Source organism: Pseudomonas sp. AM14(2022) (genome assembly GCF_036346455.1).
GTDB lineage: Bacteria > Pseudomonadota > Gammaproteobacteria > Pseudomonadales > Pseudomonadaceae > Aquipseudomonas > Aquipseudomonas putida_A.
Window position 1 is genome coordinate 22,845 of record NZ_JAOTNY010000014.1, and the last position, 23,711, is coordinate 46,555.

At 61.2% G+C, this 23,711-nt stretch carries 20 protein-coding genes; 8 read left to right on the plus strand and 12 right to left on the minus strand.

The window, feature by feature from the left end; genetic code table 11:
• Window positions 1–3: 3 nt before the first annotated feature.
• The 7 genes from V3W27_RS23245 to mreB form a co-directional block, all read right to left on the minus strand.
• Window positions 4–864, minus strand: a complete 861-nt coding sequence (locus V3W27_RS23245; protein WP_330207648.1) for a carbon-nitrogen hydrolase family protein — start codon at window positions 862–864, stop codon at window positions 4–6.
• Between the two features lie 58 nt (window positions 865–922).
• Entirely contained in the window at window positions 923–4,726 is a 3,804-nt protein-coding gene (locus tag V3W27_RS23250) for a YhdP family protein (RefSeq protein WP_330207649.1), read from the minus strand.
• Between the two features lie 75 nt (window positions 4,727–4,801).
• Entirely contained in the window at window positions 4,802–6,259 is a 1,458-nt protein-coding gene (gene rng, locus V3W27_RS23255) for a ribonuclease G (protein ID WP_007961585.1), read from the minus strand.
• Between the two features lie 58 nt (window positions 6,260–6,317).
• Entirely contained in the window at window positions 6,318–6,914 is a 597-nt protein-coding gene (locus V3W27_RS23260; protein WP_096795348.1) for a Maf family protein, read from the minus strand.
• A 44-nt stretch (window positions 6,915–6,958) separates the two neighbouring features.
• Window positions 6,959–7,450, minus strand: a complete 492-nt coding sequence (gene mreD, locus V3W27_RS23265) for a rod shape-determining protein MreD (protein WP_096795347.1) — start codon at window positions 7,448–7,450, stop codon at window positions 6,959–6,961.
• Window positions 7,450–8,562 carry a rod shape-determining protein MreC gene (mreC, locus tag V3W27_RS23270; protein WP_330207692.1) on the minus strand — a complete coding sequence of 371 codons (1,113 nt, stop codon included), beginning with the start codon at window positions 8,560–8,562 and terminating at the stop codon, window positions 7,450–7,452. Before mreC ends, mreD begins: the two co-directional genes overlap by 1 nt.
• Before the next feature lie 141 nt (window positions 8,563–8,703).
• Window positions 8,704–9,741 (minus strand): rod shape-determining protein MreB, encoded by a 1,038-nt coding sequence (mreB, locus tag V3W27_RS23275; RefSeq protein WP_002555108.1) that lies wholly within the window; start codon window positions 9,739–9,741, stop codon window positions 8,704–8,706.
• A 211-nt stretch (window positions 9,742–9,952) separates the two neighbouring features.
• Here mreB and gatC point away from each other — a divergent pair, with 211 nt between their 5' ends.
• The 6 genes from gatC to V3W27_RS23305 all read left to right on the plus strand — a co-directional run bounded on the left by gatC (window position 9,953) and on the right by V3W27_RS23305 (window position 15,216).
• Window positions 9,953–10,240, plus strand: a complete 288-nt coding sequence (gene gatC / locus V3W27_RS23280) for an Asp-tRNA(Asn)/Glu-tRNA(Gln) amidotransferase subunit GatC (RefSeq protein WP_003221657.1) — start codon at window positions 9,953–9,955, stop codon at window positions 10,238–10,240.
• A 16-nt stretch (window positions 10,241–10,256) separates the two neighbouring features.
• Window positions 10,257–11,708, plus strand: coding sequence for an Asp-tRNA(Asn)/Glu-tRNA(Gln) amidotransferase subunit GatA (gene gatA, locus V3W27_RS23285; protein WP_097090387.1), 1,452 nt, complete (start codon window positions 10,257–10,259; stop codon window positions 11,706–11,708).
• Between the two features lie 10 nt (window positions 11,709–11,718).
• Window positions 11,719–13,164: an Asp-tRNA(Asn)/Glu-tRNA(Gln) amidotransferase subunit GatB gene (gatB, locus tag V3W27_RS23290; RefSeq protein ID WP_007961565.1), complete on the plus strand. Its 1,446-nt coding sequence runs from the start codon at window positions 11,719–11,721 to the stop codon at window positions 13,162–13,164.
• A 191-nt stretch (window positions 13,165–13,355) separates the two neighbouring features.
• Entirely contained in the window at window positions 13,356–13,730 is a 375-nt protein-coding gene (locus V3W27_RS23295) for a septal ring lytic transglycosylase RlpA family protein (protein ID WP_007966094.1), read from the plus strand.
• A gap of 47 nt (window positions 13,731–13,777) precedes the next feature.
• Window positions 13,778–14,839 carry a calcium/sodium antiporter gene (locus V3W27_RS23300; protein WP_330207693.1) on the plus strand — a complete coding sequence of 354 codons (1,062 nt, stop codon included), beginning with the start codon at window positions 13,778–13,780 and terminating at the stop codon, window positions 14,837–14,839.
• On the plus strand, window positions 14,836–15,216 hold the full coding sequence (locus V3W27_RS23305; RefSeq protein ID WP_330207650.1) for a carboxymuconolactone decarboxylase family protein: 381 nt from the start codon (window positions 14,836–14,838) through the stop codon (window positions 15,214–15,216). The genes V3W27_RS23300 and V3W27_RS23305 overlap by 4 nt, the downstream gene beginning before the upstream one ends.
• A 109-nt stretch (window positions 15,217–15,325) precedes the next feature.
• On the opposite strand, the gene V3W27_RS23310 is transcribed toward V3W27_RS23305, so the two are convergent.
• From V3W27_RS23310 to kdgD, 5 genes are all read right to left on the minus strand, one after another.
• On the minus strand, window positions 15,326–16,267 hold the full coding sequence (locus V3W27_RS23310) for an AEC family transporter (RefSeq protein WP_134785438.1): 942 nt from the start codon (window positions 16,265–16,267) through the stop codon (window positions 15,326–15,328).
• A 158-nt stretch (window positions 16,268–16,425) separates the two neighbouring features.
• Entirely contained in the window at window positions 16,426–17,979 is a 1,554-nt protein-coding gene (gene garD, locus V3W27_RS23315) for a galactarate dehydratase (protein WP_027610829.1), read from the minus strand.
• Window positions 17,980–17,990: 11 nt separating this feature from the next.
• Window positions 17,991–19,355: an MFS transporter gene (locus V3W27_RS23320; protein ID WP_027610828.1), complete on the minus strand. Its 1,365-nt coding sequence runs from the start codon at window positions 19,353–19,355 to the stop codon at window positions 17,991–17,993.
• A 189-nt stretch (window positions 19,356–19,544) separates the two neighbouring features.
• Window positions 19,545–20,990: an aldehyde dehydrogenase family protein gene (locus tag V3W27_RS23325; RefSeq protein ID WP_096795340.1), complete on the minus strand. Its 1,446-nt coding sequence runs from the start codon at window positions 20,988–20,990 to the stop codon at window positions 19,545–19,547.
• 60 nt (window positions 20,991–21,050) lie between these two features.
• Window positions 21,051–21,962, minus strand: coding sequence for a 5-dehydro-4-deoxyglucarate dehydratase (gene kdgD / locus V3W27_RS23330; RefSeq protein ID WP_007981458.1), 912 nt, complete (start codon window positions 21,960–21,962; stop codon window positions 21,051–21,053).
• A 238-nt stretch (window positions 21,963–22,200) separates the two neighbouring features.
• On the opposite strand from kdgD, the gene V3W27_RS23335 reads away from it, so the two are divergent.
• Complete coding sequence (locus V3W27_RS23335) at window positions 22,201–23,514, plus strand: phospholipase (RefSeq protein ID WP_330207651.1); 1,314 nt, start codon at window positions 22,201–22,203, stop codon at window positions 23,512–23,514.
• Window positions 23,515–23,516: 2 nt separating this feature from the next.
• Complete coding sequence (locus V3W27_RS23340) at window positions 23,517–23,705, plus strand: hypothetical protein (RefSeq protein ID WP_330207652.1); 189 nt, start codon at window positions 23,517–23,519, stop codon at window positions 23,703–23,705.
• The last annotated feature ends 6 nt before the right edge of the window (window positions 23,706–23,711 follow it).

Sequence of the window (23,711 nt, forward strand, 5' to 3'; positions counted from 1 at the left end):
GGTTTACGCCTTAAATTCATGTTCTGAAGCAGGCCGCTGGGCGCCCTGCGAGAAAAACCGCCGATGACTCGTCACCGGCATTCGCGCCCTGATAGACGCTTGTTCATCACTGTCGCGTGCGGCCAACAATACCGCCTCGCCTTGATCCTGATGCGCCAGCACACGGCCCCACGGATCGATGATCGCCGCATGACCGAAGGTCTCACGCGGTCCCGGGTGGGTCCCGCCCTGTGCTGCCGCCAACACATAACACTGCGTCTCGATGGCCCGGGCGCGAATCAGCACATCCCAGTGCGCCGCACCGGTCACTGCGGTGAAGGCCGACGGGGCGGTAATCAACTCGGCACCGGCGGCGCGCAATTCGCTGTACAGCTCCGGAAAGCGCAGGTCGTAACACACGGTCAGGCCGACTCGGCCAACCGGCGTGTCTGCGACCACCACGCCACTGCCATAAGCATAGTCATCGGATTCGCGATACCGCCCGCGATTGTCCGCCACATCAACATCGAACAGGTGCAACTTGTCATACCGTGCCACGGTTTCACCCTGATCGTTGACCAGCAGCGAACAGGCATGCGACTTGGCGTCCGATTGCCCAAGCGGCGGCAACGGCAAGGTGCCGGCCACTATCCATAACTTGAGGTCGCGGGCGGTCTGTTTCAACCATGGCAGGATCGGACCTTCGCCAAGCGCTTCGGCACGGCCGATGTCGGCGATGTCGCGACGGCCCATGGCAGCGAAGTTTTCCGGCAGCACCGCCAGCTTCGCGCCGCCGGCCGCGGCCTGTTCGAGCAGGCGTCGAGCCTGCGCCAGATTGGCCAGCACATCACTCTGGCTGACCATTTGAATCACCGCTAAAGACATGGCGCACTCCGTGACAGGTATGCGGCCATGCTACTCCATAGGCCTGGGATGTGGCTGTTCAAAAAGGCTTGTCGAAGGTGATTTTCGGCTCTTTCCACGGGCCTTTGACGGTGTACTTGACGCTGGCGAAGCGCGCCACGCGGTCGCCGATCAGCTTGTCGATCAGGAACAACGCCCCGCCGACCGCCGGCGCGCCGACGATCAACGCGGCAATCGGCAGGTTGTTGGTCACCGGCAAGGTCACCAGCAATTTCGCATCGACCTTATCACCGACCAGATCCAGCGTACCGTCCAGCTCAAGGTTGCTCGAAGGACCGGTCAGGCGAATCGGCTCGCGGGTGACATACACGCCGTTATTAGCCACCAACAGGCCCTTGACCCGATCGTAGCTCAAGCCTTTGCCAAACAAGTCGGAGAAGTCCAGACGCAGACGACGGCCGATGGAGTTGAAGTTGAGCAGACCGAACACCCGCAACGCCTGCGCGCCGCCCTCCACTTCAACGAACTGACCTTTATTGAGCGAGGCATCCAGCGTGCCGGAGAAGCGCTTGGTTGCCAGCCATGCCGGCGAGCCCGGCCAGCGGCCATCGACATCCATGTGGAACTCTTCACTGGTCACGCTCGGTGCAAAGCCCCAGCCCTTGAGCACATCGGCAAGGTTCTTGCCGCTGATCCGGCCCTTGAACCAACTGTTGGTCGAACCCGGCGCCCCTTCCCAGCCGCCATTGCCCTGCAACAGGATGCCCTTGAGGCCCATATCGAGATTGCTCAGGGCAATGCCTTTGGCCGTCGGTCGAACCTTGAGCGACCAGCCGCCCACCAGATCCTGGCCCAGAAACAACTGATTGATGGTGATATCCAGCGCGGGAATCTTCGTCGGGTCGACCGAAACCAGCGGATCAGGCGAATTCTCGTCAGCCTGCACCGTCGGATCCGGCGCCGGCAGACGTACGTATTGCAGATTGACCGCGATCGGCGCGCCTTTGGCATCGGGCAGGCTGGCCGAGCCCTTGGCCTGCTGGCTGTCGAGCGCCAGATTCCACGCCCATGGCTTGCGATTGACCTGCACTGCAGCCTGATCCAGCGTGGTGCCGAAGGCTGTGAGCTTGCCCACCTTGAAGTCGGCACTGTTGAGCAATTGCTTGGCGCTGCCACCCGGATCGTTGCCGGCGTATTTGCTGACCAGATCCTGCCACGGCGCGACGTCCAGCTCTGACAGTACACCGCGGATGCGCAGGCCCTTGGCGTCCGGCAGGAGTGCGTCGCCGGTACCGAGGAACAGCTCACCGCGACCATCGGCGATATTGCTCGGCGGCGCGGCGAAGGTGAAGCTCGCCAGTTGATCGTAGTTGACCCAGTAACGCCGCTCCGCACCTTGCAGCGTCATGCGGAACACCGTGTCACGACCCTGCTCGGCCGACATGCCGAACGGTGCCGGCAGATCCACTGCCACACCTTTCATGCTGGAGCTGACAGTGAGCTGACTGTCAGTGCCGTCAAGGTTGACCTGCAACTGATACGGAAGGGTCCCGGACACCGGCAACGGCTGAGTCACGCCCAGCCAGTCAGTGAGCTTCTTGACCTCGACCTGCCCGGAAGCCGCGACCCGAGTCTTGAGCTTGTTCGGGCTGCCATCAGCGAAAATCTGCGCGGTCACCGGCTTGTCGAAGACCCTGGCGGCGATGTTCTGCCCGCTCAGCCCCTTGGCGCTGTCAAAACGGAAATCGCCCTTGAGCTGACTCAGTTCCAGCTTCGGCTCAGCCAGTTTCAGGCGTGCATTGGCGGTCTTGAAATCGACGAGGATCTTCGGCAGATCGCCCTTTTCCAGCGGAATGTCGAGTTTGACCTTGCCCTGCAAATCGCCCTCGCCTTCCCAGCCGGCAAAGGTTTCGCCGGTACCGATCGGCGCGGTCTGCAGAATCTTCAAGCCATCGCCCAGCCCGCCGACAAATCCGCCGTCGAGCAACAGATGGGTGGGCTGCCCGGCCGGCACATGGGGAATGTTGACGAAAACGTCGCTGACCTGGGTGTCGAGCAACTGGCCCTTGTCGGCCACGATGCGCACGCCGCTGTCCTCGATGAACACATCGCCGCTGACCTTGCTCACGTGCGGCCAGCCCGGCTGGAACGCCAGCTCGGCGTCATGCACCTTGAAGAACAGGCTGATGCTGCGATCCACGTCCTTGGCGTTTTTGCTCAGCGAACCCTGGTACTGGAAGAAGCCCTGATCCACGGCGCCCTTGAGGATCGCTGTACGCAGCCACTCGTCGAGGGCCGGGCTCAAGACTTCGGGCAGGTATTTGGCGGTGTAGCGACCATCGCCATCGACCAGCCCGACGCGCAGGTCCATGTAGTCTTCCTGGCTATGGTCGAAGTGCAGGCGGATCAGGAAGTCGCCGGCAATTTTGCCCTCTTCGCCCAGCACTTTCAGGTACGGCGCGATCAGGGTGAAACCTTCTTTATCGAGCTTCCAGGTCAGTCGGGCATTGGCCTGGATGTATTGCCATGGCTTGGCGAAGATCGGGTCGAGGTGCAGGACGAAATCCTTGCTGTCCAGGCGCAACTCGCCACCGTCGAGGTTGCCGCTGAGGCTGCCACTGACGTTTCGCGCCGCCGGGGCACCGTGATAGGCATCGAAACCGACATTATCGAGGTTGGCCGCAAAGCCGAATTTCGAGCCGTCGGTGGCATTGGGACGAAAATCCAGCAGCACGTTGCGCAGTCCACCCGTCACCTTCAGGTGGTCGACGACCGTGGCGACGTTTTCGGGCAACGGCCCCAGCGCATTGAGCAACGGCGTGATCGGTGTCAGGTCGAGGCGGTCGGCCTGCAAGTGCCACAACTCATCGGTTTTATCGGTGGCCACCGTCTGCTTGAGCTGCACATGGGATTCCCAGCGGGTCTCGCCGAAGTTCATCGCCAGCGAATCGAGAGTGACAATCGCGCCCTCGTCATCGCGCTGGTAATAGCCGTTGAGCGCCAGATTGCTGATCTTGATCGGCTTGCGCTCGGCATAAGCGCCGGTCACCTGTGGTGCGTTCAAACGGATGGCGGCGCTTTGCAGAGCGCCGTCGTTCCAGTTCACCCACAGCTCGCCGCCCGCTTTGATCTCGGAAAAATTCCACTGTTGAGTCACACGCTCAGGCAGCCACTTCGACCAATCGCTTTGCGGCAGGCTGACATAACCTTCCACCGAACTGTTCGGCAATTGAGAGGGGCGAATCCGTGTACGCAGGCTCATCGCCACCGGTTGCCCGTCGGGCAAGGTCAGACGAGCATCAAGACGCTGACGGCTGCTGCCGGTTTTCAGATTCAGTCCGACGTAGGTAAAGGTCATCGGCGTCTGATCCAGCGGCTGCACGGTCACCTGACTGTCGAGCACCGACAGTTGCTGAACCATCTGCGAACGTTGGAACAATTGCTCGGGATCCAGCGGCTGGTCGTTCTGCACCGGCAGGCCTTCCAGCGCCCAGGTGCCGTCCTGTGCTTCTTTGACACTGATCTTCAGGCCGTTCAATTCCAGATGGGCGATACGCACTTCGCGCGCCAGCAGACTGGCCCAGAGGTCAGGCACCACGCGCACCCGATCCAGACGCAAGGCATTGGCGCGGTCACCGACCATCACATCGTGGGCCAGCAGAATCGGCGCGAAGCCGCTCCAGTTGCCTTCCAGCTCGCCGATCTGCAACGGCATGCCGAGCGCAGCCGTGGCCTTGTCTTCGATATCGGTGCGGTATTCCGCCACCAGTGGCGTCAGTTCCCGACCGAGGCTGACGTACAACGCCATCAACACCAGAACCAACGCGCACAGGCCCAGCCCCCAGCGGGTCAGTGCGGCCAAAATGCGTGTCAGACGCTCCATGTCAGTTGGCTCCCATGGCAAAAAAACTACTGAAAGCTGAGGCCAGCCGTTGTGGATTAAATGTGCTGCAGGGGTTCAGAGCAGCACCACGTCATATTGTTCCTGGGAATACATGGTTTCGACCTGAAAGCGTATGGTGCGGCCGATAAACCCTTCAAGCTCGGCGACGTTACCGGATTCTTCGTCGAGCAGCCGATCCACCACTTTCTGGTTCGCCAGCACCCGGTAACCTTCCGCCTGATAGGCGCGGGCTTCGCGCAGAATCTCGCGGAAAATCTCGTAACAGATGGTTTCCGGGGTCTTCAACTTGCCCCGGCCCTGGCAACTGCTGCACGGCTCGCACAGCACTTGCTCAAGGCTTTCGCGGGTGCGCTTGCGGGTCATCTGCACCAGGCCCAACTCGGTGATGCCGATGATGTTGGTCTTGGCGTGATCACGTTCGAGCTGTTTTTCCAGGGTGCGCAGCACCTGGCGCTGATGCTCCTCATCTTCCATGTCGATGAAGTCGATGATGATGATCCCGCCCAGATTGCGCAGGCGCATCTGCCGGGCAATCGCGGTGGCGGCTTCGAGGTTGGTCTTGAAGATGGTTTCTTCAAGGTTGCGATGGCCTACAAACGCGCCGGTGTTGACGTCGATGGTGGTCATGGCCTCCGCCGGATCGACCACCAGATAACCACCGGACTTGAGCGGCACTTTGCGCTCGAGGGCTTTCTGGATTTCGTCTTCGACGCCATACAGGTCGAAAATCGGCCGCTCGCCCGGATAGTGTTCCAAACGATCGGCAATTTCCGGCATCAGTTCGGCGACGAACTGCGTGGTTTTCTGGAAAGTTTCCCGGGAGTCGATACGGATCTTCTCGATCTTCGGGCTGACCAGATCGCGCAACGTGCGCAGGGCCAGACCGAGGTCTTCGTAGATCACACTCGGCGCGCCGATGGTCTGGATCTGCGCATTGATCTGATCCCACAGGCGGCGCAGGTAGCGGATGTCCATGAGGATCTCATCGGCCCCGGCACCTTCGGCGGCGGTACGCAGGATGAAGCCACCGGCCTCTTTGATTCCTTCCTTGGCCACACAATCGCTGACCACCTGTTTGAGGCGCTCGCGCTCGGCTTCGTCTTCGATTTTCAGGGAAATGCCGACGTGGGCGGTGCGCGGCATGTACACCAGATAACGCGACGGAATCGACAACTGAGTCGTCAGTCGCGCACCTTTCGAGCCGATCGGATCCTTGGTCACCTGCACCACCAGGCTCTGCCCCTCGTGCACCAGCGCGCTGATGCTTTCCACCGCCGGGCCTTCGCGCAAAGAAATTTCCGAGGCATGAATGAACGCGGCGCGATCCAGACCGATGTCGACGAATGCCGCCTGCATGCCCGGCAGCACCCGGACAATCTTGCCCTTATAGATGTTGCCGACGATCCCGCGTTTTTGCGTGCGCTCAACGTGGACTTCTTGCAGCACACCGTTTTCGACCACCGCCACGCGCGATTCCATCGGCGTGATGTTGATCAGAATCTCTTCACTCATGGCAGGGTCTCGTTCAGGCATGTTCACGATAATGGCCGCATCTTGATTCGTACGACGCTCATTGCGCGTTCAGGTTTTGCCAACAGGGTATGCCGAAATGGCCCAACAGTTCTGCGGTTTCGCAAACCGGCAGCCCGACCACCGCCGAATAGCTGCCATTGAGCCCGGCGACAAACACCGCGCCGAGGCCCTGAATGCCATAACCGCCGGCCTTGTCCCGGGGTTCGCCACTGGCCCAGTAGGCCGCAGCCTCTTCGCGGCTGATCGGGCGGAACCGCACCAGACTGCGCACCACGCGCGACTCGCAGCGCTCGCCTTCGAGCACGGCGATGGCGGTCAGCACTTCATGCTCCTTGCCGGACAACATCATCAGCATGGCGCATGCATCGGCTTCGTCCACCGGTTTGCCAAGAATTTTGCCGTCGAGCACCACGGCGGTGTCCGCGCCCAGAACGCAAAACGCCGCGTCGGACACCCGCGTGCGTCGACCGGCCTCGGCCTTGCCACGCGCGAGGCGTTCGACATAGGCCGAGGGCGATTCTTCGGGGATCGGGGTTTCATCGATGTCCGCACTGATGGCGGAGAACGGCACGCCGATCTGCGTGAGCAACTCACGCCGACGCGGCGAACCAGAGGCGAGGTAAAGCGGCTTCATCAAGACATCTCCCTTGTCGAGGTGCGGGCACATGCCTGACCGAATCAGTTGATTTTGTAGCGCCGGCGCAGTCCACGCAAAGCGAAGCTGACCCAAGGCCAGAGCAAGGCACTGACCAGTGCCGGCAGTACCAGCGCCAGGGTTGGCTGACGGTTGCCGGTCAAGGCGCTGAGCCACAATTGAACCAGTTGAGCGAGGCCGAAGATCACCAGGATCACCAGGCATTGCTGCCACATCGGGAACATCCGCAGACGCTGCTGCAACGACAGCACGAGGAAGGTGATCAGCGTCAGGATCAAGGCATTCTGGCCAAGCAGATCGCCCTGCAGCACGTCTTCGGCCAGCCCCAGGCAGAACGCGGTGACCATGCCGACCGTATGCGGCATGTACAACGCCCAGAAAGTCAGCAGCAAGGCCAGCCAGAGGGGACGCAGGATTTCCATGAACATCGGCAGCGGTGAAACGCTGAGCAGGATGCCGAAGACAAACGTCAGCCAGACAATCCAGCCGTTACGCGAAGCGGTAGCGCCGACCATTATTCTTGTCTCCCTGTGTTGCCCGGCGCAGTGGCGGGCGGTTTCGCCGCCTGACGCGCAGCAGGCTGGGAAGCTGGCGGCTTGCTTGCCGCCGCTGGCTTGGCCGCAGGTTTGGCCGGCGTGGTGCTGGCCGCAGCAGCGGGCGCTGGAGCGGTCGACGCAGCTGGCGTTGTCGCGGCTGCCGGTGTGTTGACGACTTTCGGCACCGTGGCCGGAAGCATCGGGCCACCGCCCTGCGCATCGAGATTTTCCTGGGCCTGCGCCGCATCGTTGGCGCGCTCTTCGGCGGTGCGGTTGTCACTGAACACCAGCAGCAGATAACGGCTGCGGTTCAACGCAGCGGTTGGCACCGCGCGAACAATCGCGAACGGCTGGCCGGAGTCGTGGATGACTTCCTTGACCGTCGCCACCGGATAACCGGCCGGGAAACGCTGACCCAGGCCGGAGCTGACCAGCAGATCGCCTTCCTTGATGTCGGCGGTATCGGCGACATGGCGCAGTTCCAGGCGTTCCGGGTTACCGGTGCCGCTGGCAATCGCCCGCAGACCGTTACGGTTCACCTGCACAGGAATGCTGTGAGTGGTGTCGGTCAGCAGCAGCACCCGGGAGGTGTAAGGCATCAACTCGACCACCTGGCCCATCAGACCGCGTGCATCGAGCACCGGTTGACCGAGCACCACGCCATCGCGCTCACCTTTATTGATGATGATGCGATGGGTGAAGGGATTGGGGTCCATACCGATCAACTCGGCCACTTCGACCTTTTCGTTGACCAGCGCGGAGGAATTGAGCAACTCGCGCAGCCGCACGTTCTGCTCGGTAAGGGCGGCAAGCTTCTGCATGCGCCCCTGCAACAGCAGGTTCTCGGTCTTGAGTTTTTCGTTTTCGGCGACCAGCTCGGTGCGGCTGCCGAACTGACTGGCGATCCCTTCCCACAGCCGTCCGGGCAGGTCGGTGATCCAGTAGGCGTCCATCAACACCAGCGACGCTTGTTTGCGCGCGGGTTTGAGCAGGTCGAAGCGGGCATCGACCACCATCAGCGCGACCGACAGCACGGCCAGCACCAACAGGCGCACACCCAACGAAGGGCCTTTGGCGAAAAGCGGTTTAATAAGCCGCTCCTCCCAGGCAAATGTTCTGTTTATTCATACGGCATCAAACCGGCCTGGATGAAGACTGACAGAAGATAAACGCCAACAGGCAGCACTGCAAAGTGCTGCCTGTGCGCTCACCCACGTATTGCAAACCGGCGCTTATTCGCTGGAGAGCAGGTCCATGGTGTGCTTGTCCATCATTTCCAATGCACGGCCACCGCCGCGAGCAACACAGGTCAGCGGATCTTCGGCAACAATCACCGGCAGACCGGTTTCCTGGGCCAGCAACTTGTCGAGGTCACGCAGCAGCGCGCCACCACCGGTCAGCACCAGGCCACGCTCGGCGATGTCGGAAGCCAGTTCCGGCGGCGATTGCTCCAGGGCGCTTTTCACAGCCTGAACGATAGTGGCCAGGGACTCTTGCAGAGCTTCCAGCACTTCGTTGGAGTTCAGGGTGAATGCACGTGGAACACCTTCGGCCAGGTTGCGACCGCGAACGTCGACTTCGCGAACTTCGCCGCCCGGGTAGGCCGTACCGATTTCCTGCTTGATGCGCTCGGCAGTCGATTCACCGATCAGGCTGCCGTAGTTGCGGCGCACGTAGGTGATGATCGCTTCGTCGAAGCGGTCGCCGCCCACGCGGACGGATTCGGCGTAGACCACACCGTTCAGGGAGATCAGCGCGATTTCAGTGGTGCCACCACCGATATCGACGACCATCGAACCGCGTGCTTCTTCAACCGGCAGGCCGGCACCGATCGCAGCAGCCATCGGCTCTTCGATCAGGAACACTTCACGGGCACCGGCACCAAGGGCCGATTCACGGATGGCACGACGCTCAACCTGGGTGGATTTGCATGGAACGCAGATCAGCACACGAGGGCTGGGCTGCAGAAAGCTGTTTTCGTGAACCTTGTTGATAAAGTATTGCAGCATCTTTTCGCAGACGCTGAAGTCGGCGATCACGCCGTCCTTCATCGGACGAATGGCAGCAATGTTGCCCGGCGTACGGCCGAGCATGCGCTTGGCTTCGGTGCCGACAGCAACGACACTTTTCTGGTTACCGTGTGTCCGAATGGCCACAACCGATGGCTCATTCAGGACGATACCGCGCTCGCGCACGTAAATAAGGGTGTTGGCAGTGCCCAGGTCAATGGAAAGATCGCTGGAAAACATGCCACGCAGTTTCTTGAACATGGGAAAGGGACCCTAGGCAACGCGTGGGTAAAAAAGTGCGGCAAACTCTAACAACGACAGGGATTTTGGGCAAGGCGCCAATATGTTAAATTGGCCGCTTTTCTGTGCACCAAGCCCCACAATCGCGGCCTTATGACCGTAGAAGTGCGGTAGTGTTCCGACAATCTAACACACGGACGCCGTCCGTTCTGTTTTCCACTGGAGAATCCCGATGGCGCTAGAACGCTCCGACGTGGAAAAAATCGCACATCTGGCCTGCCTTGGCCTGAATGATGCCGATCTTCCGCACATTACTTCCGCCCTCAACAGCATTCTCGGGCTGGTCGACGAAATGCAGGCCGTCGATACCGACGGTATCGAGCCTTTGGCCCACCCGCTGGAAGCCAGTCAGCGCCTGCGCGCCGACGTCGTGACCGAGACCAATCACCGCGAGGCCTATCAGTCCATCGCACCAGCGGTCGAAAACGGCCTGTATCTGGTTCCGAAAGTCATCGACTAAAGGGAAAGAGCCTGCAATGCATCAAATGACTCTGGCCGAGATCGCCCGCGGTCTCGCCGATAAAAAATTTTCCTCCGAAGAGCTGACCAAAGTCCTGCTGGCGCGAATTACCCAGCTCGATCCGCAGCTCAACAGTTTCATCAGCCTCACCGAAGAGCTGGCACTCGAGCAGGCGAAAGCCGCCGATGCACGCCGGGCCAACGGTGAGAGCGGCGCCCTGCTCGGTGCGCCGATCGCCCACAAGGACCTGTTCTGCACTCAAGGCATCCGCACCAGCTGCGGTTCGAAGATGCTCGACAACTTCAAGGCCCCGTACGACGCCACCGTGGTCGCGAAACTGGCCGCTGCCGGCGCCGTGACCCTGGGCAAGACCAACATGGACGAATTCGCCATGGGTTCGGCCAACGAGTCGAGCTGGTACGGCGCGGTGAAAAACCCGTGGAACCTGGAACACGTGCCGGGCGGTTCGTCCGGTGGTTCGGCGGCGGCGGTTGCCGCTCGTCTGTTGCCGGCGGCCACGGCCACCGATACCGGTGGTTCGATCCGTCAGCCCGCTGCATTCACCAACCTCACAGGCCTGAAACCGACGTACGGTCGTGTTTCGCGCTGGGGCATGATCGCTTACGCCTCCAGCCTCGATCAGGGTGGCCCGTTGGCGCGTACGGCCGAAGACTGCGCGATTTTGTTGCAAGGTATGGCCGGGTTCGACCAGAACGACTCAACCAGCATCGATGAGCCGGTTCCGGATTACTCCGCCAGCCTCAACACTTCGCTGCAGGGCCTGCGCATCGGCGTGCCGAAGGAATACTTCAGCGCCGGTCTCGACCCGCGCATCGCCGAGCTGATCCAGAACAGCATCAAAGAGCTGCAGAAGCTCGGTGCCGTGATCAAGGAAATCAGCCTGCCGAACATGCAGCACGCGATTCCTGCGTACTACGTGATCGCGCCAGCCGAGGCCTCCTCGAACCTGTCGCGTTTCGACGGCGTGCGCTTCGGCCATCGCTGCGAGAACCCGGAAAACCTGATCGACCTGTACAAACGCTCGCGTGGCGAAGGCTTCGGGCCGGAAGTGCAGCGCCGGATCATGGTCGGCGCCTACGCGCTGTCCGCTGGTTACTACGACGCCTACTACCTGAAAGCGCAGAAGATCCGTCGTCTGGTGAAGAACGACTTCATGGCGGCCTTTAATGAAGTCGACATCATCCTCGGCCCGACCACGCCGAACCCGGCCTGGAAGCTCGGCGCGAAGAACAGCGACCCGGTCGCTGCCTATCTGGAAGACGTCTACACCATCACCGCCAACCTCGCGGGCCTGCCGGGCCTGTCGATGCCGGCCGGTTTTGTCGACGGTCTGCCGGTGGGCGTGCAGTTGCTTGCGCCGTATTTCCAGGAAGGCCGTTTGCTCAACGTTGCGCACCAGTATCAGTTGAACACTGACTGGCACACCCGCACCCCAACCGGCTTCTGAGGAGACACACATGCAATGGGAAGTCGTGATCGGGCTGGAGATTCACACTCAGCTCACTACCCGGTCGAAAATCTTTTCCGGTAGTTCCACCCAGTTCGGCTCCGAGCCGAACACCCAGGCCAGCCTGATCGACCTGGGCATGCCCGGCGTGTTGCCGGTGCTGAACCAGGAAGCGGTGCGCATGGCGGTGATGTTCGGTCTGGCGATTGACGCCGAGATCGGTCAGCACAACGTGTTCGCCCGCAAAAACTACTTCTACCCGGACCTGCCGAAGGGCTACCAGATCAGCCAGATGGAATTGCCGATCGTCGGCAAGGGCCACCTGGACATCGCGCTGGAAGACGGCACCGTCAAACGTGTCGGCATCACCCGCGCGCACCTGGAAGAAGACGCCGGCAAGAGCCTGCACGAAGAATTCAACGGTGCCACCGGCATTGACCTGAACCGTGCCGGCACGCCGCTGCTGGAAATCGTTTCCGAGCCGGACATGCGCAGCGCCAAGGAAGCCGTGGCTTACGTCAAGGCGATCCACGCGTTGGTACGTTATCTGGGCATCTGTGACGGCAACATGGCCGAAGGCTCGCTGCGTTGCGACTGCAACGTCTCGGTACGGCCGAAAGGCCAGGTCGAGTTCGGCACCCGCTGCGAGATCAAGAACGTCAACTCGTTCCGTTTCATCGAGAAGGCCATCAACTCCGAGATCCAGCGGCAGATCGAGCTGATCGAAGACGGCGGCAAAGTGATCCAGCAGACCCGTCTGTACGATCCGAACAAGGACGAGACCCGTCCGATGCGCTCCAAAGAGGAAGCCAACGACTATCGTTACTTCCCCGACCCGGACCTGCTGCCAGTAGTCATCGAAGAGTCGTTCCTCGGCGAGGTGCGCGCCACCCTGCCGGAACTGCCACCGCAAAAACGCGAGCGCTTCCAGAGCCAGTTCGGTCTGTCGGCCTACGACGCCAACGTGCTGGCTACCAGCCGTGAGCAAGCGGACTACTTCGAGAAGGTCGCAGCCATTGGTGGCGACGCCAAACTGGCGGCGAACTGGGTGATGGTCGAGTTGGGCAGCCTGCTCAACAAGCAAGGCCTGGACATCGACGAATCGCCGGTTTCCGCTGAACTGTTGGGCGGCATGCTGCAGCGCATCAAGGACAACACCATCTCCGGCAAGATCGCCAAAGTGGTGTTCGAAGCGATGGCCAATGGCGAAGGCACCGCGGACGAGATCATCGACAAGCGCGGCCTCAAGCAAGTGACCGACAGCGGCGCGATCTCCGCGGTGCTGGACGAAATGCTCGCGGCCAACGCCGAGCAGGTCGAACAATACCGTGCGGCAGACGAAGCCAAACGCGGCAAGATGTTCGGCTTCTTCGTCGGTCAGGCCATGAAGGCTTCGAAAGGCAAAGCCAACCCGCAGCAAGTGAACGAACTGCTGAAAAGCAAGCTCGAAGGCTGACCACAATGGAGCCAGCATTTATTACTGGCTCTGATCCCCTGTGGCGAGGGAGCTTGCTCCCGCTGGTCTGCGCAGCAGACCCAAGTCGGCAACCGCACTCTTCCAAAAAGAATACGGTTGCCGGTTTTGCGACCGCTTCGCGGCCGAGCGGGAGCAAGCTCCCTCGCCACAATTATTTTGGGAGCTTTCGAATGAAACGTCTGCTCGGCGCCTGCGCCCTGCTCTCCTTGCTCGCCGGTTGCGCCAGCAACGACATCATCGACCCGCACGGGTACGACCAGACCGGCGTCGCCTCCTATTACGGTGCCAAGCACCACGGTAAACGCACCGCCAGTGGCGAACCGTTCAACCAGCATTCCCTGACCGCCGCCCACCGCCAATTGCCATTCGGCACACGGGTGAAGGTCACCAACCTGAAAAACGACAAATCCTGCGTTGTGCGCATCAACGATCGCGGCCCGCACACCCGTGGCCGCTTGATCGATGTCTCGCGTGAAGCCGCCGAACGCCTCGGCATGCTCGGTAGCGGCACCGCACGGGTGCGCATACAGGCCCTCGACGACTGATGGAGCGACTGACTATTTTTGCTCTAGCCGACCTACCACTGATCAAGGTGATCGAGCTGCTCAGCGGCCTGATCCTGCTGATCCTCGGCGCCGAACTGATGGTGCGCGCCGCGGTGCGTCTGGCCGCGCGCCTGCATGTGCGGCCGCTGATCATCGGCCTGACCATCGTCGCCCTCGGCAGCAGCGCCCCACAGATGGCGGTCAGCTTGCAAGCGACCCTGGCGCACAACCCCGACATTGCCGTCGGCAGCGTGATCGGCAGCAGCATCTTCAACATCCTCGTGACCCTCGGCCTGTCGGCGCTGATCATTCCGCTGCGGGTGTCGCGGCAACTGGTGCGCTTGGACATTCCGCTGATGATCGGCGCCAGCCTGCTGGTGTTCGTCCTCGCCTGGAATGAACAGATCGGCCGCTTCGACGGCGTGCTGCTGCTCGCGGCATTGGCGTTGTATCTGGGCTTGCTGCTGCGCCAGTCGCGGCACTCGGCGCGCCCGCATTCGGAATTGCCGCAAGCCCCGCAGGCACCGTGGTTCAGCAGTCTGCTGATGATCGTTGTCGGCCTGGCGCTGTTGGTGTTCGCCGGGCATTTGCTGCTCGGCGCAGCGGTGGCGGTGGCGACCGATCTGGGCTTCTCCGAACGGGTGATCGGTCTGACGGTGGTTGCGGTCGGCACCTCGCTGCCGGAACTCGCCACCTCGCTGATCGCCGCATTGCGCGGGCAACGCGATATCGCCGTGGGCAACGTGATTGGCGCCAACCTGTTCAACCTGCTCGGGGTGCTCGGGGTCACTGCGTTGATTGCGCCGACGCCGTTGTCGGTCTCGCCCAACGCGCTGGATTTCGACTTGCCGGTGATGCTCGGCGTCGCCGCTTTGTGCCTGCCAGTGTTCTATTCCGGCTACCGCGTGACCCGCGCCGAAGGTTTGTTGTTGCTCGGTTTGTACGCGGCTTACGGGCTGCACGTGGTGTCGTTCACCACCGGCATGCCACTGGCCGGCAAACTGGAAAAACTGATGCTGTTCTACGTGCTGCCGACGCTGCTGGCGTTTCTGTTGTTCACGTCCGTACGCGCCTGGCGCCGCCAACACCACAAGAGGGATATGCCATGACCGTTTCGCAGAAAACCGGGGTTGAAATCCGCCGTCAGGTAATGGGTGATGCGTTCGTTGATCGCGCCTTGGGCAACGCCACCGAGTTCACTCAGCCGTTGCAGGATTTCGTCAATGAACACGCCTGGGGCGGGGTGTGGAATCGCGAAGGTCTGCCGCTGAAAACCCGCAGCCTGATTACCCTTGCAGCGCTGACCGCATTGAAGTGCCCGCAGGAATTGAAGGGCCACGTGCGTGGCGCGCTGAACAATGGCTGCACGGTCGAAGAGATTCGCGAGGCGCTGCTGCATTGCGCGGTGTACGCCGGGGTGCCGGCGGCGATTGATGCGTTTCGCGCGGCGCAGGAAGTGATCGATACCTATCAGAAACCTGAGTGATCGAACTGACGCCTTCGCGAGCAGGCTCGCTCCCACATTGGGAATGCATTTCCCTGTGAGAGCGAGCCTGCTCGCGAAGAGGCCCTGTCAGCCACTGAAGATCTGTCAGTCAGATCCACCCACCCCACTGCAACAGAAAGATCCCGATATTGGTGGTCACCGCCGCCATCAGCGTGGTCAACACAATGATCGCTGCCGCCAGCTCATGATTGCCCTGCGCCGCTCGGGCCATGACGAAACTGGCCGCCGCCGTCGGGCTGCCGAAGTACAGAAACAGAATCCCCAGCTCTGCGCCACGAAAGCCCCACAACCACGCCCCCAGCGTCGCCAGCACCGGCAGGCCGATCATCTTCACCAGACTCGAACTCAGCGCCATGCTGCCGCTCTTGCGCAGCGCCGCCAGTGACAGCGTGCCACCAATGCAGATCAGCGCCAGCGGCAAAGTGGTTTGCGCCAGATACTGCCCGGAGGTTTCCAGCCAGCCGGGCAGGCTGATCTGGAAATACGCGAACGGCGCGGCGGCAATCACGCTGATGATCAGCGGGTTGCTGAACACGCTTTTGCAAATGCTCCACGGATCGGACTTGATCACCGGGCTGTACACCGCGAGCACGATGGTCGACAGCGTGTTGTAAAACAGGATCACCAGCGCCGCGAGAATCGCCCCGAGGGAAATCCCGTAGTCGCCGTACATGCTCGCCGCCAGCGCCAGACCGATCACCCCGTTGTTGCCGCGAAACGCACCCTGGGTGTAGATGCCGCGATCCTCACGCGGGCACTTGATGATCGCCCAGCCCCAGGCCAGGGCAAAACTCACCAGCGTCGCGATCGCAAAATAGATCAGCAGCGCCGGTTGCAGTGCGGCGTGCAGATCCGCATGCAGAATCCCGAGAAACAGCAGCGCCGGCATGCTGACGTTGAACACCAGCGCCGAGGCGGTGTGGATGAAGTTGTCGTTGATCCAGTCGATGCGCTTGAGCAACACCCCGAGGAACAGCATGGCGAACACCGGCGCGGTGATGTTCAGGGTTTCGAGGAAGATTGCCAGCATGCCGGGGGAGCCTTTGGGTGAGCGTCGTCAGGGCTTAATGATAAGCCACCCGATCCTTTGGCGTCTGTTGGATCGCTTTCGCGAGCAGGCTCGCTCCCACAGGGGAATGCATTTCAAATGTGGGAGCGAGCCTGCTCGCGAAGAACGATGACGCGGTATCAGGTAATCGGCGCCGGATTGAACAGGGTGATGTCGTTATGCAGCTTGTGCTTCTCCGCCCACGTCTGCTGCTTGCCGCTCGCCACATCCAGGTAGTAGTGGAACAACTCCCAGCCCAGCTCCTCGATGGTCGCGCGCCCGGTGGCGATCCGACCGGCATCGATGTCGATCAGGTCCGGCCAGCGCTGCGCCAATTCCGTACGCGTCGAAACCTTGACCACCGGCGCCATCGCCAAACCATACGGCGTACCCCGCCCGGTGGTGAACACATGCAGGTTCATCCCCGCGGCCAACTGCAAGGTGCCGCAGACAAAATCACTCGCCGGCGTGGCGCAGAAAATCAAACCCTTCTGCTTGAAACGCTCGCCCGGGCCGAGCACGCCATTGATCGCGCTGCTACCGGATTTGACGATCGAACCCAGCGACTTCTCGACAATGTTCGACAACCCACCCTTCTTGTTGCCCGGCGTAGTGTTGGCACTGCGATCCGCTTCGCCCTTGGCCAGATAGCGGTCGTACCAGTCCATCTCACGCACCAGTTCCTGCGCCACGGTTTTGGTTTCGGCACGGGAAGTCAGCAGATAAATCGCATCGCGCACTTCGGTGACTTCGGAAAACATCACCGTCGCCCCTGCGCGCAGCAGCAAGTCCGAGGCATAACCCAGCGCCGGGTTGGCGGTGATGCCGGAGAACGCATCGCTGCCGCCGCACTGCATGCCGAGGATCAGCTCGGAGGCCGGCACGGTTTCGCGGCGGCGCTGGTCGAGCTTCTTCAAACGGACTTCGGCCAGCGCCATGATCTGCTCGATCATCTCGGTGAAACCGTGACTGGAATCCTGCAGGCGATACAGCCATGGCTCGCTGAGATCGACCGAGGCATCGTCCTCGTGCATCACCTGCCCGGCCTGCAATTTCTCGCAGCCCAGACTGATCACCAGCGCTTCGCCACCCAGGTTCGGGTTGCGCGCCAGGTTGCGCACGGTGCGGATCGGTATATAGGCGTCAGTGGCGGTGATCGCCACGCCGCAGCCGTAACTGTGGGTCAGCGCCACCACGTCATCGACGTGCGGATACTTCGGCAGCAACTCGTCCTTGATGCGTTTCACCGCGTGATCGAGCACGCCAGTCACGCACTGCACTGTGGTGGTGATCCCGAGAATATTGCGCGTACCGACGGTGCCGTCGGCGTTGCGATAACCCTCGAACGTGAAGCCTTCCAGCGGGGCCTGCGCGGCCGGCACTTCGGTGGACAGCGGCAGGCTGTCCAGCGGCGGCGCGGTCGGCATGCGCAGTTGATCTTCCTTGACCCAGCTGCCACGCGGGATCGGCTGCAACGCGTAGCCGATGGTCTGGCCGTAGCGAATCACCTGGCCGCCCTCGGGAATGTCCTCGAGGGTGACCTTGTGGCTCTGCGGCACAAAGTCCACGGTCACCAGACCGTCCGGGAACTCGGTGCCGGCCGGTACGCCTTGGTCGTTGACCACAATCACTACGTTGTCCCGCTCGTGCAGGCGGATGTAGCGCGGCGAGTCGGAATGTTCAATCAACTGCATGACGCCGCTCCTCAGGAATGCGCTTGAGACAATTTGCCGGTGATTTCAGAACCACCGTTGGTTGGCGGCTCTTTGAGCACCACACGTTTGATCGGGCCGACGATCACCAGGTAGCTGAACACCGCGACCAGTGCGTTGGCACCGACGAACACTAGCGCCCACTTGAACGAACCGGTGGAGCTGATGATGTAGCCAATCACGATCGGCGTGGTAATCGAGGCGATGTTGCCAAAGGTGTTGAACAGGCCACCGCTCAGACCGGCGATCTGTTTTGGCGAAGTGTCGGACACCACCGCCCAGCCCAACGCGCCCACGCCTTTGCCGAAGAATGCCAAGGCCATGAAGCCGACCACCATCCATTCAACATCGACATAGTTGCAAGCGACGATGCTGCTCGACACCAGCAATCCGGCGATGATCGGTGCCTTGCGGGCGAAGGTCAGCGAATGCCCTTTGCGCAGCAAGTAATCGGAAATCACCCCGCCAAGCACACCACCGATGAAACCGCAGATCGCCGGCAACGAGGCAATGAAACCGGCTTTGAGAATAGTCATGCCGCGCTCCTGCACCAGGTACACCGGGAACCAGGTCAGGAAGAAATAGGTGATGCCGTTGATGCAGTACTGACCCAGATATACACCGAGCATCATGCGGTTGGTCAGCAACTGACGGATGTAATCCCACTTCGGACCGTCGGATTTTTTGCCTTGCTTGACGTCCATGTCGACCATGCCGCCGTTGTCGGCGATGAACTGCACTTCGGCTTCGTTGGCCAGCGGATGTTGACGCGGGCTGTGGATAACCTTGAGCCAGACCAGCGAGAAGATGATACCGAGGATGCCCATGACGATGAACACGTGCTCCCAGCCGAAGCGATACACGATCCAGCCCATCAGCGGTGCAAACAGCACGGTGGCGAAATATTGCGCCGAGTTGAAGATCGCCGAGGCGGTACCGCGTTCTGCAGTCGGGAACCAGGCCGCGACAATCCGCGCGTTACCGGGGAACGATGGCGCCTCGGCCAGGCCCACCAGAAAGCGCAGCATGAACAGCGCAACGATCGCCGTGGACATGCCGAATTCACCGACAAAGCCTTGCAGCACGGTGAACAGCGACCAGGTGAAAATGCTCAGGGCATAGACTTTTTTCGAGCCGAAGCGATCGAGCAGCCAGCCACCGGGAATCTGCCCGGCAACATAGGCCCAACCGAAAGCGGAGAAGATGTAGCCGAGGGTGACCGCGTCGATGCCGAGGTCTTTTTGCAGGCTGGAACCGGCGATGGCGATGGTCGCGCGGTCGGCGTAGTTGATCGTGGTCACCAGAAACAGCATGAGCAGGATCAAATAGCGGACGTGAGTCGGCTTGGACGATTGCATGTAGATGTACTCCCACTGATTATTTTTATGCGCGGGTGAATCTGTATGTATTCCCTGTAGGAGCTGCCGCAGGCTGCGATCTTTTGATCTTCGGCGTCGTCAGTGACGCCAGAGAATCAAGATCAAAAGATCGCAGCCTTCGGCAGCTCCTACAGGGGGGCGGTGTCGGGGTCGACACCGCGTGCTCCTTCAGGAACCGATGTAGGCGGTCTTCACGACTGTGTAGAACTCTTGTGCATAGCGCCCTTGCTCACGTGAGCCATAGGATGAACCCTTACGGCCACCGAACGGAACGTGGTAATCGACACCAGCGGTCGGCAGGTTGACCATCACCATCCCGGCCTGCGAATGACGCTTGAAGTGGTTGGCGTACTTCAGCGACGTGGTGGCGATACCAGCCGACAGACCGAACTCGGTGTCGTTGGCCATCGCCAGCGCCGCCTCGTAATCGGCCACGCGAACGACGTTGGCCACCGGGCCGAAGATCTCTTCACGGCTGATGCGCATCGACGCTTCGCTGTCGGCAAACAGCGTTGGCGCGAGGAAGTAGCCTTCGGTGTCGCAGGTCACCAGACCACCGCCGCTGACCAGACGTGCACCTTCGGACTGGCCGATGTCGATGTACTTCATGTCCTGTTCCAGCTGCGCCTGGGAAACCACCGGACCGATGTCGGTGCCGGATTTCAGCGCGTGGCCGACCTTGATCGACTGCATGCGCTCGGCCATGGCCTCGACGAACTTGTCATGAATCCCGGCGGTGACGATCAAGCGGCTCGACGCCGTGCAACGCTGGCCGGTGGAATAGAACGCGCTCTGCACCGAGAGCTCGACCGCTTGTTTGAGGTCGGCGTCGTCGAGAATGATCTGCGGGTTCTTGCCGCCCATTTCCAGCTGCACCTTGGCCTGGCGCGACACGCAATTAACAGCGATCTGCCGACCGACGCCGACCGAACCGGTGAAGCTGATGCCATCGACTTTCGGGCTGTTGACCAGCGCTTCGCCGACCACTCGACCGCTGCCCATCACCAGGTTGAACACGCCGGCCGGGAAGCCTGCACGGGAGATGATTTCCGCCAGCGCCCAGGCACAACCCGGCACCAGATCCGCAGGTTTCAGCACCACGCAGTTGCCGTAGGCCAGCGCCGGAGCAATCTTCCATGCCGGGATCGCAATCGGGAAGTTCCACGGGGTGATCAGACCGACCACGCCGAGGGCTTCGCGGGTCACTTCAACGTTGACGCCCGGGCGCACCGACGGCACGTAATCGCCGGACAGACGCAGGCATTCACCGGCGAAAAACTTGAAAATATTGCCGGCGCGGGTCACTTCGCCGATGGCTTCGGGCAGGGTCTTGCCCTCTTCCCGGGCCAGCAGGGTGCCTAGTTCTTCGCGACGGGCGAGGATTTCCGTGCCGACTTTATCCAGCGCATCGTGACGGGCCTGGATGCCCGAAGTCGACCACGCCGGGAACGCGGCGCGGGCCGCATCGATGGCGGCGTGAACCTGAGTCAGGTCAGCCTTGGCGTAATCGCCGATGGTGTCGCTCAACTCGGACGGGTTGATGTTGGCCGAGTAGTCGGCACCGGCGACCCATTCACCGTTGATGTAGTTGTCGTAACGCTTGGAATCAGCCACAGAAAATTCTCCTCTCTACGCAAAAGCCGCTGATTGCTCAGCGGCCTTGTGGGTCGGTGTTTATTGCGCGCCTTGCTTGTCGATCAGCGCAGCGAGCATTTCGTACTCTTCGCCGGTCAGGTCGGTCAGCGGCGCCCGCACCGGGCCTGCGTCATAGCCGGCGATCTTGGCGCCTGCCTTGACGATGCTCACGGCATAACCGGCTTTGCGGTTGCGGATGTCGAGGTACGGCAGGAAGAAGTCGTCGATGATCTTGCCGACGGTGGCGTGATCTTCGCGAGCAATCGCGTGGTAGAAATCCATCGCGGTTTTCGGGATGAAGTTGAACACCGCCGACGAGTAAACAGGCACGCCCAGCGCCTTGTAGGCAGCGGCATAGACTTCAGCGGTCGGCAGGCCGCCGAGGTAGCTGAAGCGATCACCGAGGCGGCGACGGATCGACACCATCAACTCGATATCGCCCAGACCGTCCTTGTAGCCGATCAGGTTCGGACAACGCTCGGCCAGACGTTCCAGCAGTGGCGCGGTCAGGCGGCAGACGTTGCGGTTGTAGACCACCACGCCGATGTTCACCGATTTGCACACCGCTTCAACGTGGGCGGCAACGCCGTCCTGGCTGGCTTCGGTCAGGTAATGCGGCAGCAGCAACAGACCTTTGGCGCCCAGACGCTCGGCTTCCTGGGCGTACTCGATGGCTTGACGGGTCGAGCCGCCGACACCGGCCAGAATCGGCACGCTGGTGGCACAGGTATCGACCGCGGTCTTGATGATTTCCGAGTATTCGCTGGCTGCCAAGGAGAAGAACTCACCGGTGCCGCCGGCGGCGAACAGTGCCGACGCGCCGTACGGGGCCAGCCATTCCAGACGTTTGATGTAGCCAGCGCGGTTGAAATCGCCCTGGGCATTGAAATCGGTGACCGGGAACGACAGCAGACCGGCGGAGAGGATGGACTTCAGTTCTTGTGGATTCATTTTTCGAACACCCTGGGTAGCAACATTTTTTTGTGAGTTTTATGGTTCAGCCAGCGCTGAAGTTGTAGGTCATCGTACAACTTAAAAGATAACCGTCAACTGCATTTCATCGTCGCCTCACACTTTTTGTCGGACAAGATTCGTTCTTGACGTAGGAAAAATCTGGTCTAGGCTCGATTTAACTGTATATCCATACAGTTAAAAATAAATCCACCGACGACATATCAAGGAGCCAGAAATGTCCGGACTGCATGTAAAACCACAGGAACGCCCCAAACCGGTCATCGCCCGGTTCGATGATCTCTTCACCGTAAATGGCATCCCCTTCAACGCTGACAATCCGCATCTGCTGCTGCACATCGCCGACGCCCACAGCGATGTCGAACCGGCCACCGCCCTCCCCGGCAAAGCGTTGAACATTCGACCGCCACTGCGCTTTGAAGGCGCTGAACACACGGCCATCGGCGACAACACCCTGCTGCGCTTCAGCGAAAACGTCGAGCCGGTTCGCGCGCAAAACCTGCCCTTGCACTTGCCCAACGGTCTAGCGCTGACCTACGGCCAGGTGGTGGCGCTGGCTGGAGATTTCTACGGCGTGGTCGATCGACCGATCAACGAAGGCGCGACCCCGGCTGATCGCCTGAACCGTTTCAATGCCGCCTTCGATTCTCTCGCCGTGCTCCCGGCCTCCCGCGCCGAGGCCACGCAGATTCTCGCGGTCATGCAAAAAGAGATCGACGCGGTTAAGCAGGCGATCAAGGACGGCAAAGCACCGCACGAAGCCTACGACGCGCTCGGAGATACGTTGTCCGAAGAGTGGAACAAGATCACCGGTGGCGGCAGTTTTGTCTCCGCGCTGTTCCCGCTCGGGCGTTATCTGAAACTGGCGGCGAACAACGCCGACCACTTCGGCGAATGGGCCAGACTGGCCTACATCGCCGGCCACACCGCCGCCCTGCAAACCGCAGTCGCGGCCCGCGCCAGTCACGATGAGCAGCAACTGAAACGGGCCTATGCGATGAACGCGTTTGCCGACCACTTCCTCACCGACCTGTTCTCTGCCGGCCATCTGCGGGTACCGCGCAAAGAGATGGCGGCGGTGGTCACGCCGAGCGATCTCGGCTCGCTGGTGACCCGTTTCATGCACGACGAGGACAGCAAATTTGGCCTCAAAGTGCGCAACGCCCATGGCGATCAATGGCGCGCCTACGGCGACAAACGCTACTTCGAGGCCAGCGATGCGGACAACCGCACCCAGGTCAATCTGGCGGTGCAAGCTTCAGCGGACGAAATCTTTGCTGCCTACCTCAGCGGCAACGTGCCCGCCCCTTCGACATTTGCCGCGCTGCAACGCCTGCCGGATCTGACGGCGGTGCTGAATCTTTCGAATAACTTCGCGCCGCTGTTCCGCGTCGAGGGCGGCAAGGTGCTGCGGCGCAAAGACGTGAACAACCTCAACGACACCGCCACCATCGATGACTGGTGGGGCTGGAGCACCTACCTGCTGCTCAAGGACTACCACCCGACGGGCAACGTCAATCAAGGAGAATGAGCATGACGATCAGATTGAAACTGGAACTGGCATCGGGGCAGTCGCTGCAGGGTGCACCGCTGGAGTTGCTGGCGGATGGCAAGCCGATTGCGCGGGGAGTTGTGGATGAGGACGGTTTGGTGGCGTTTACTGCCAGGCCGGGGAAAACGCAACTGGCAGTGAGGGTGGACCGCTCGATATTGCCGCGCTGAAGTCAC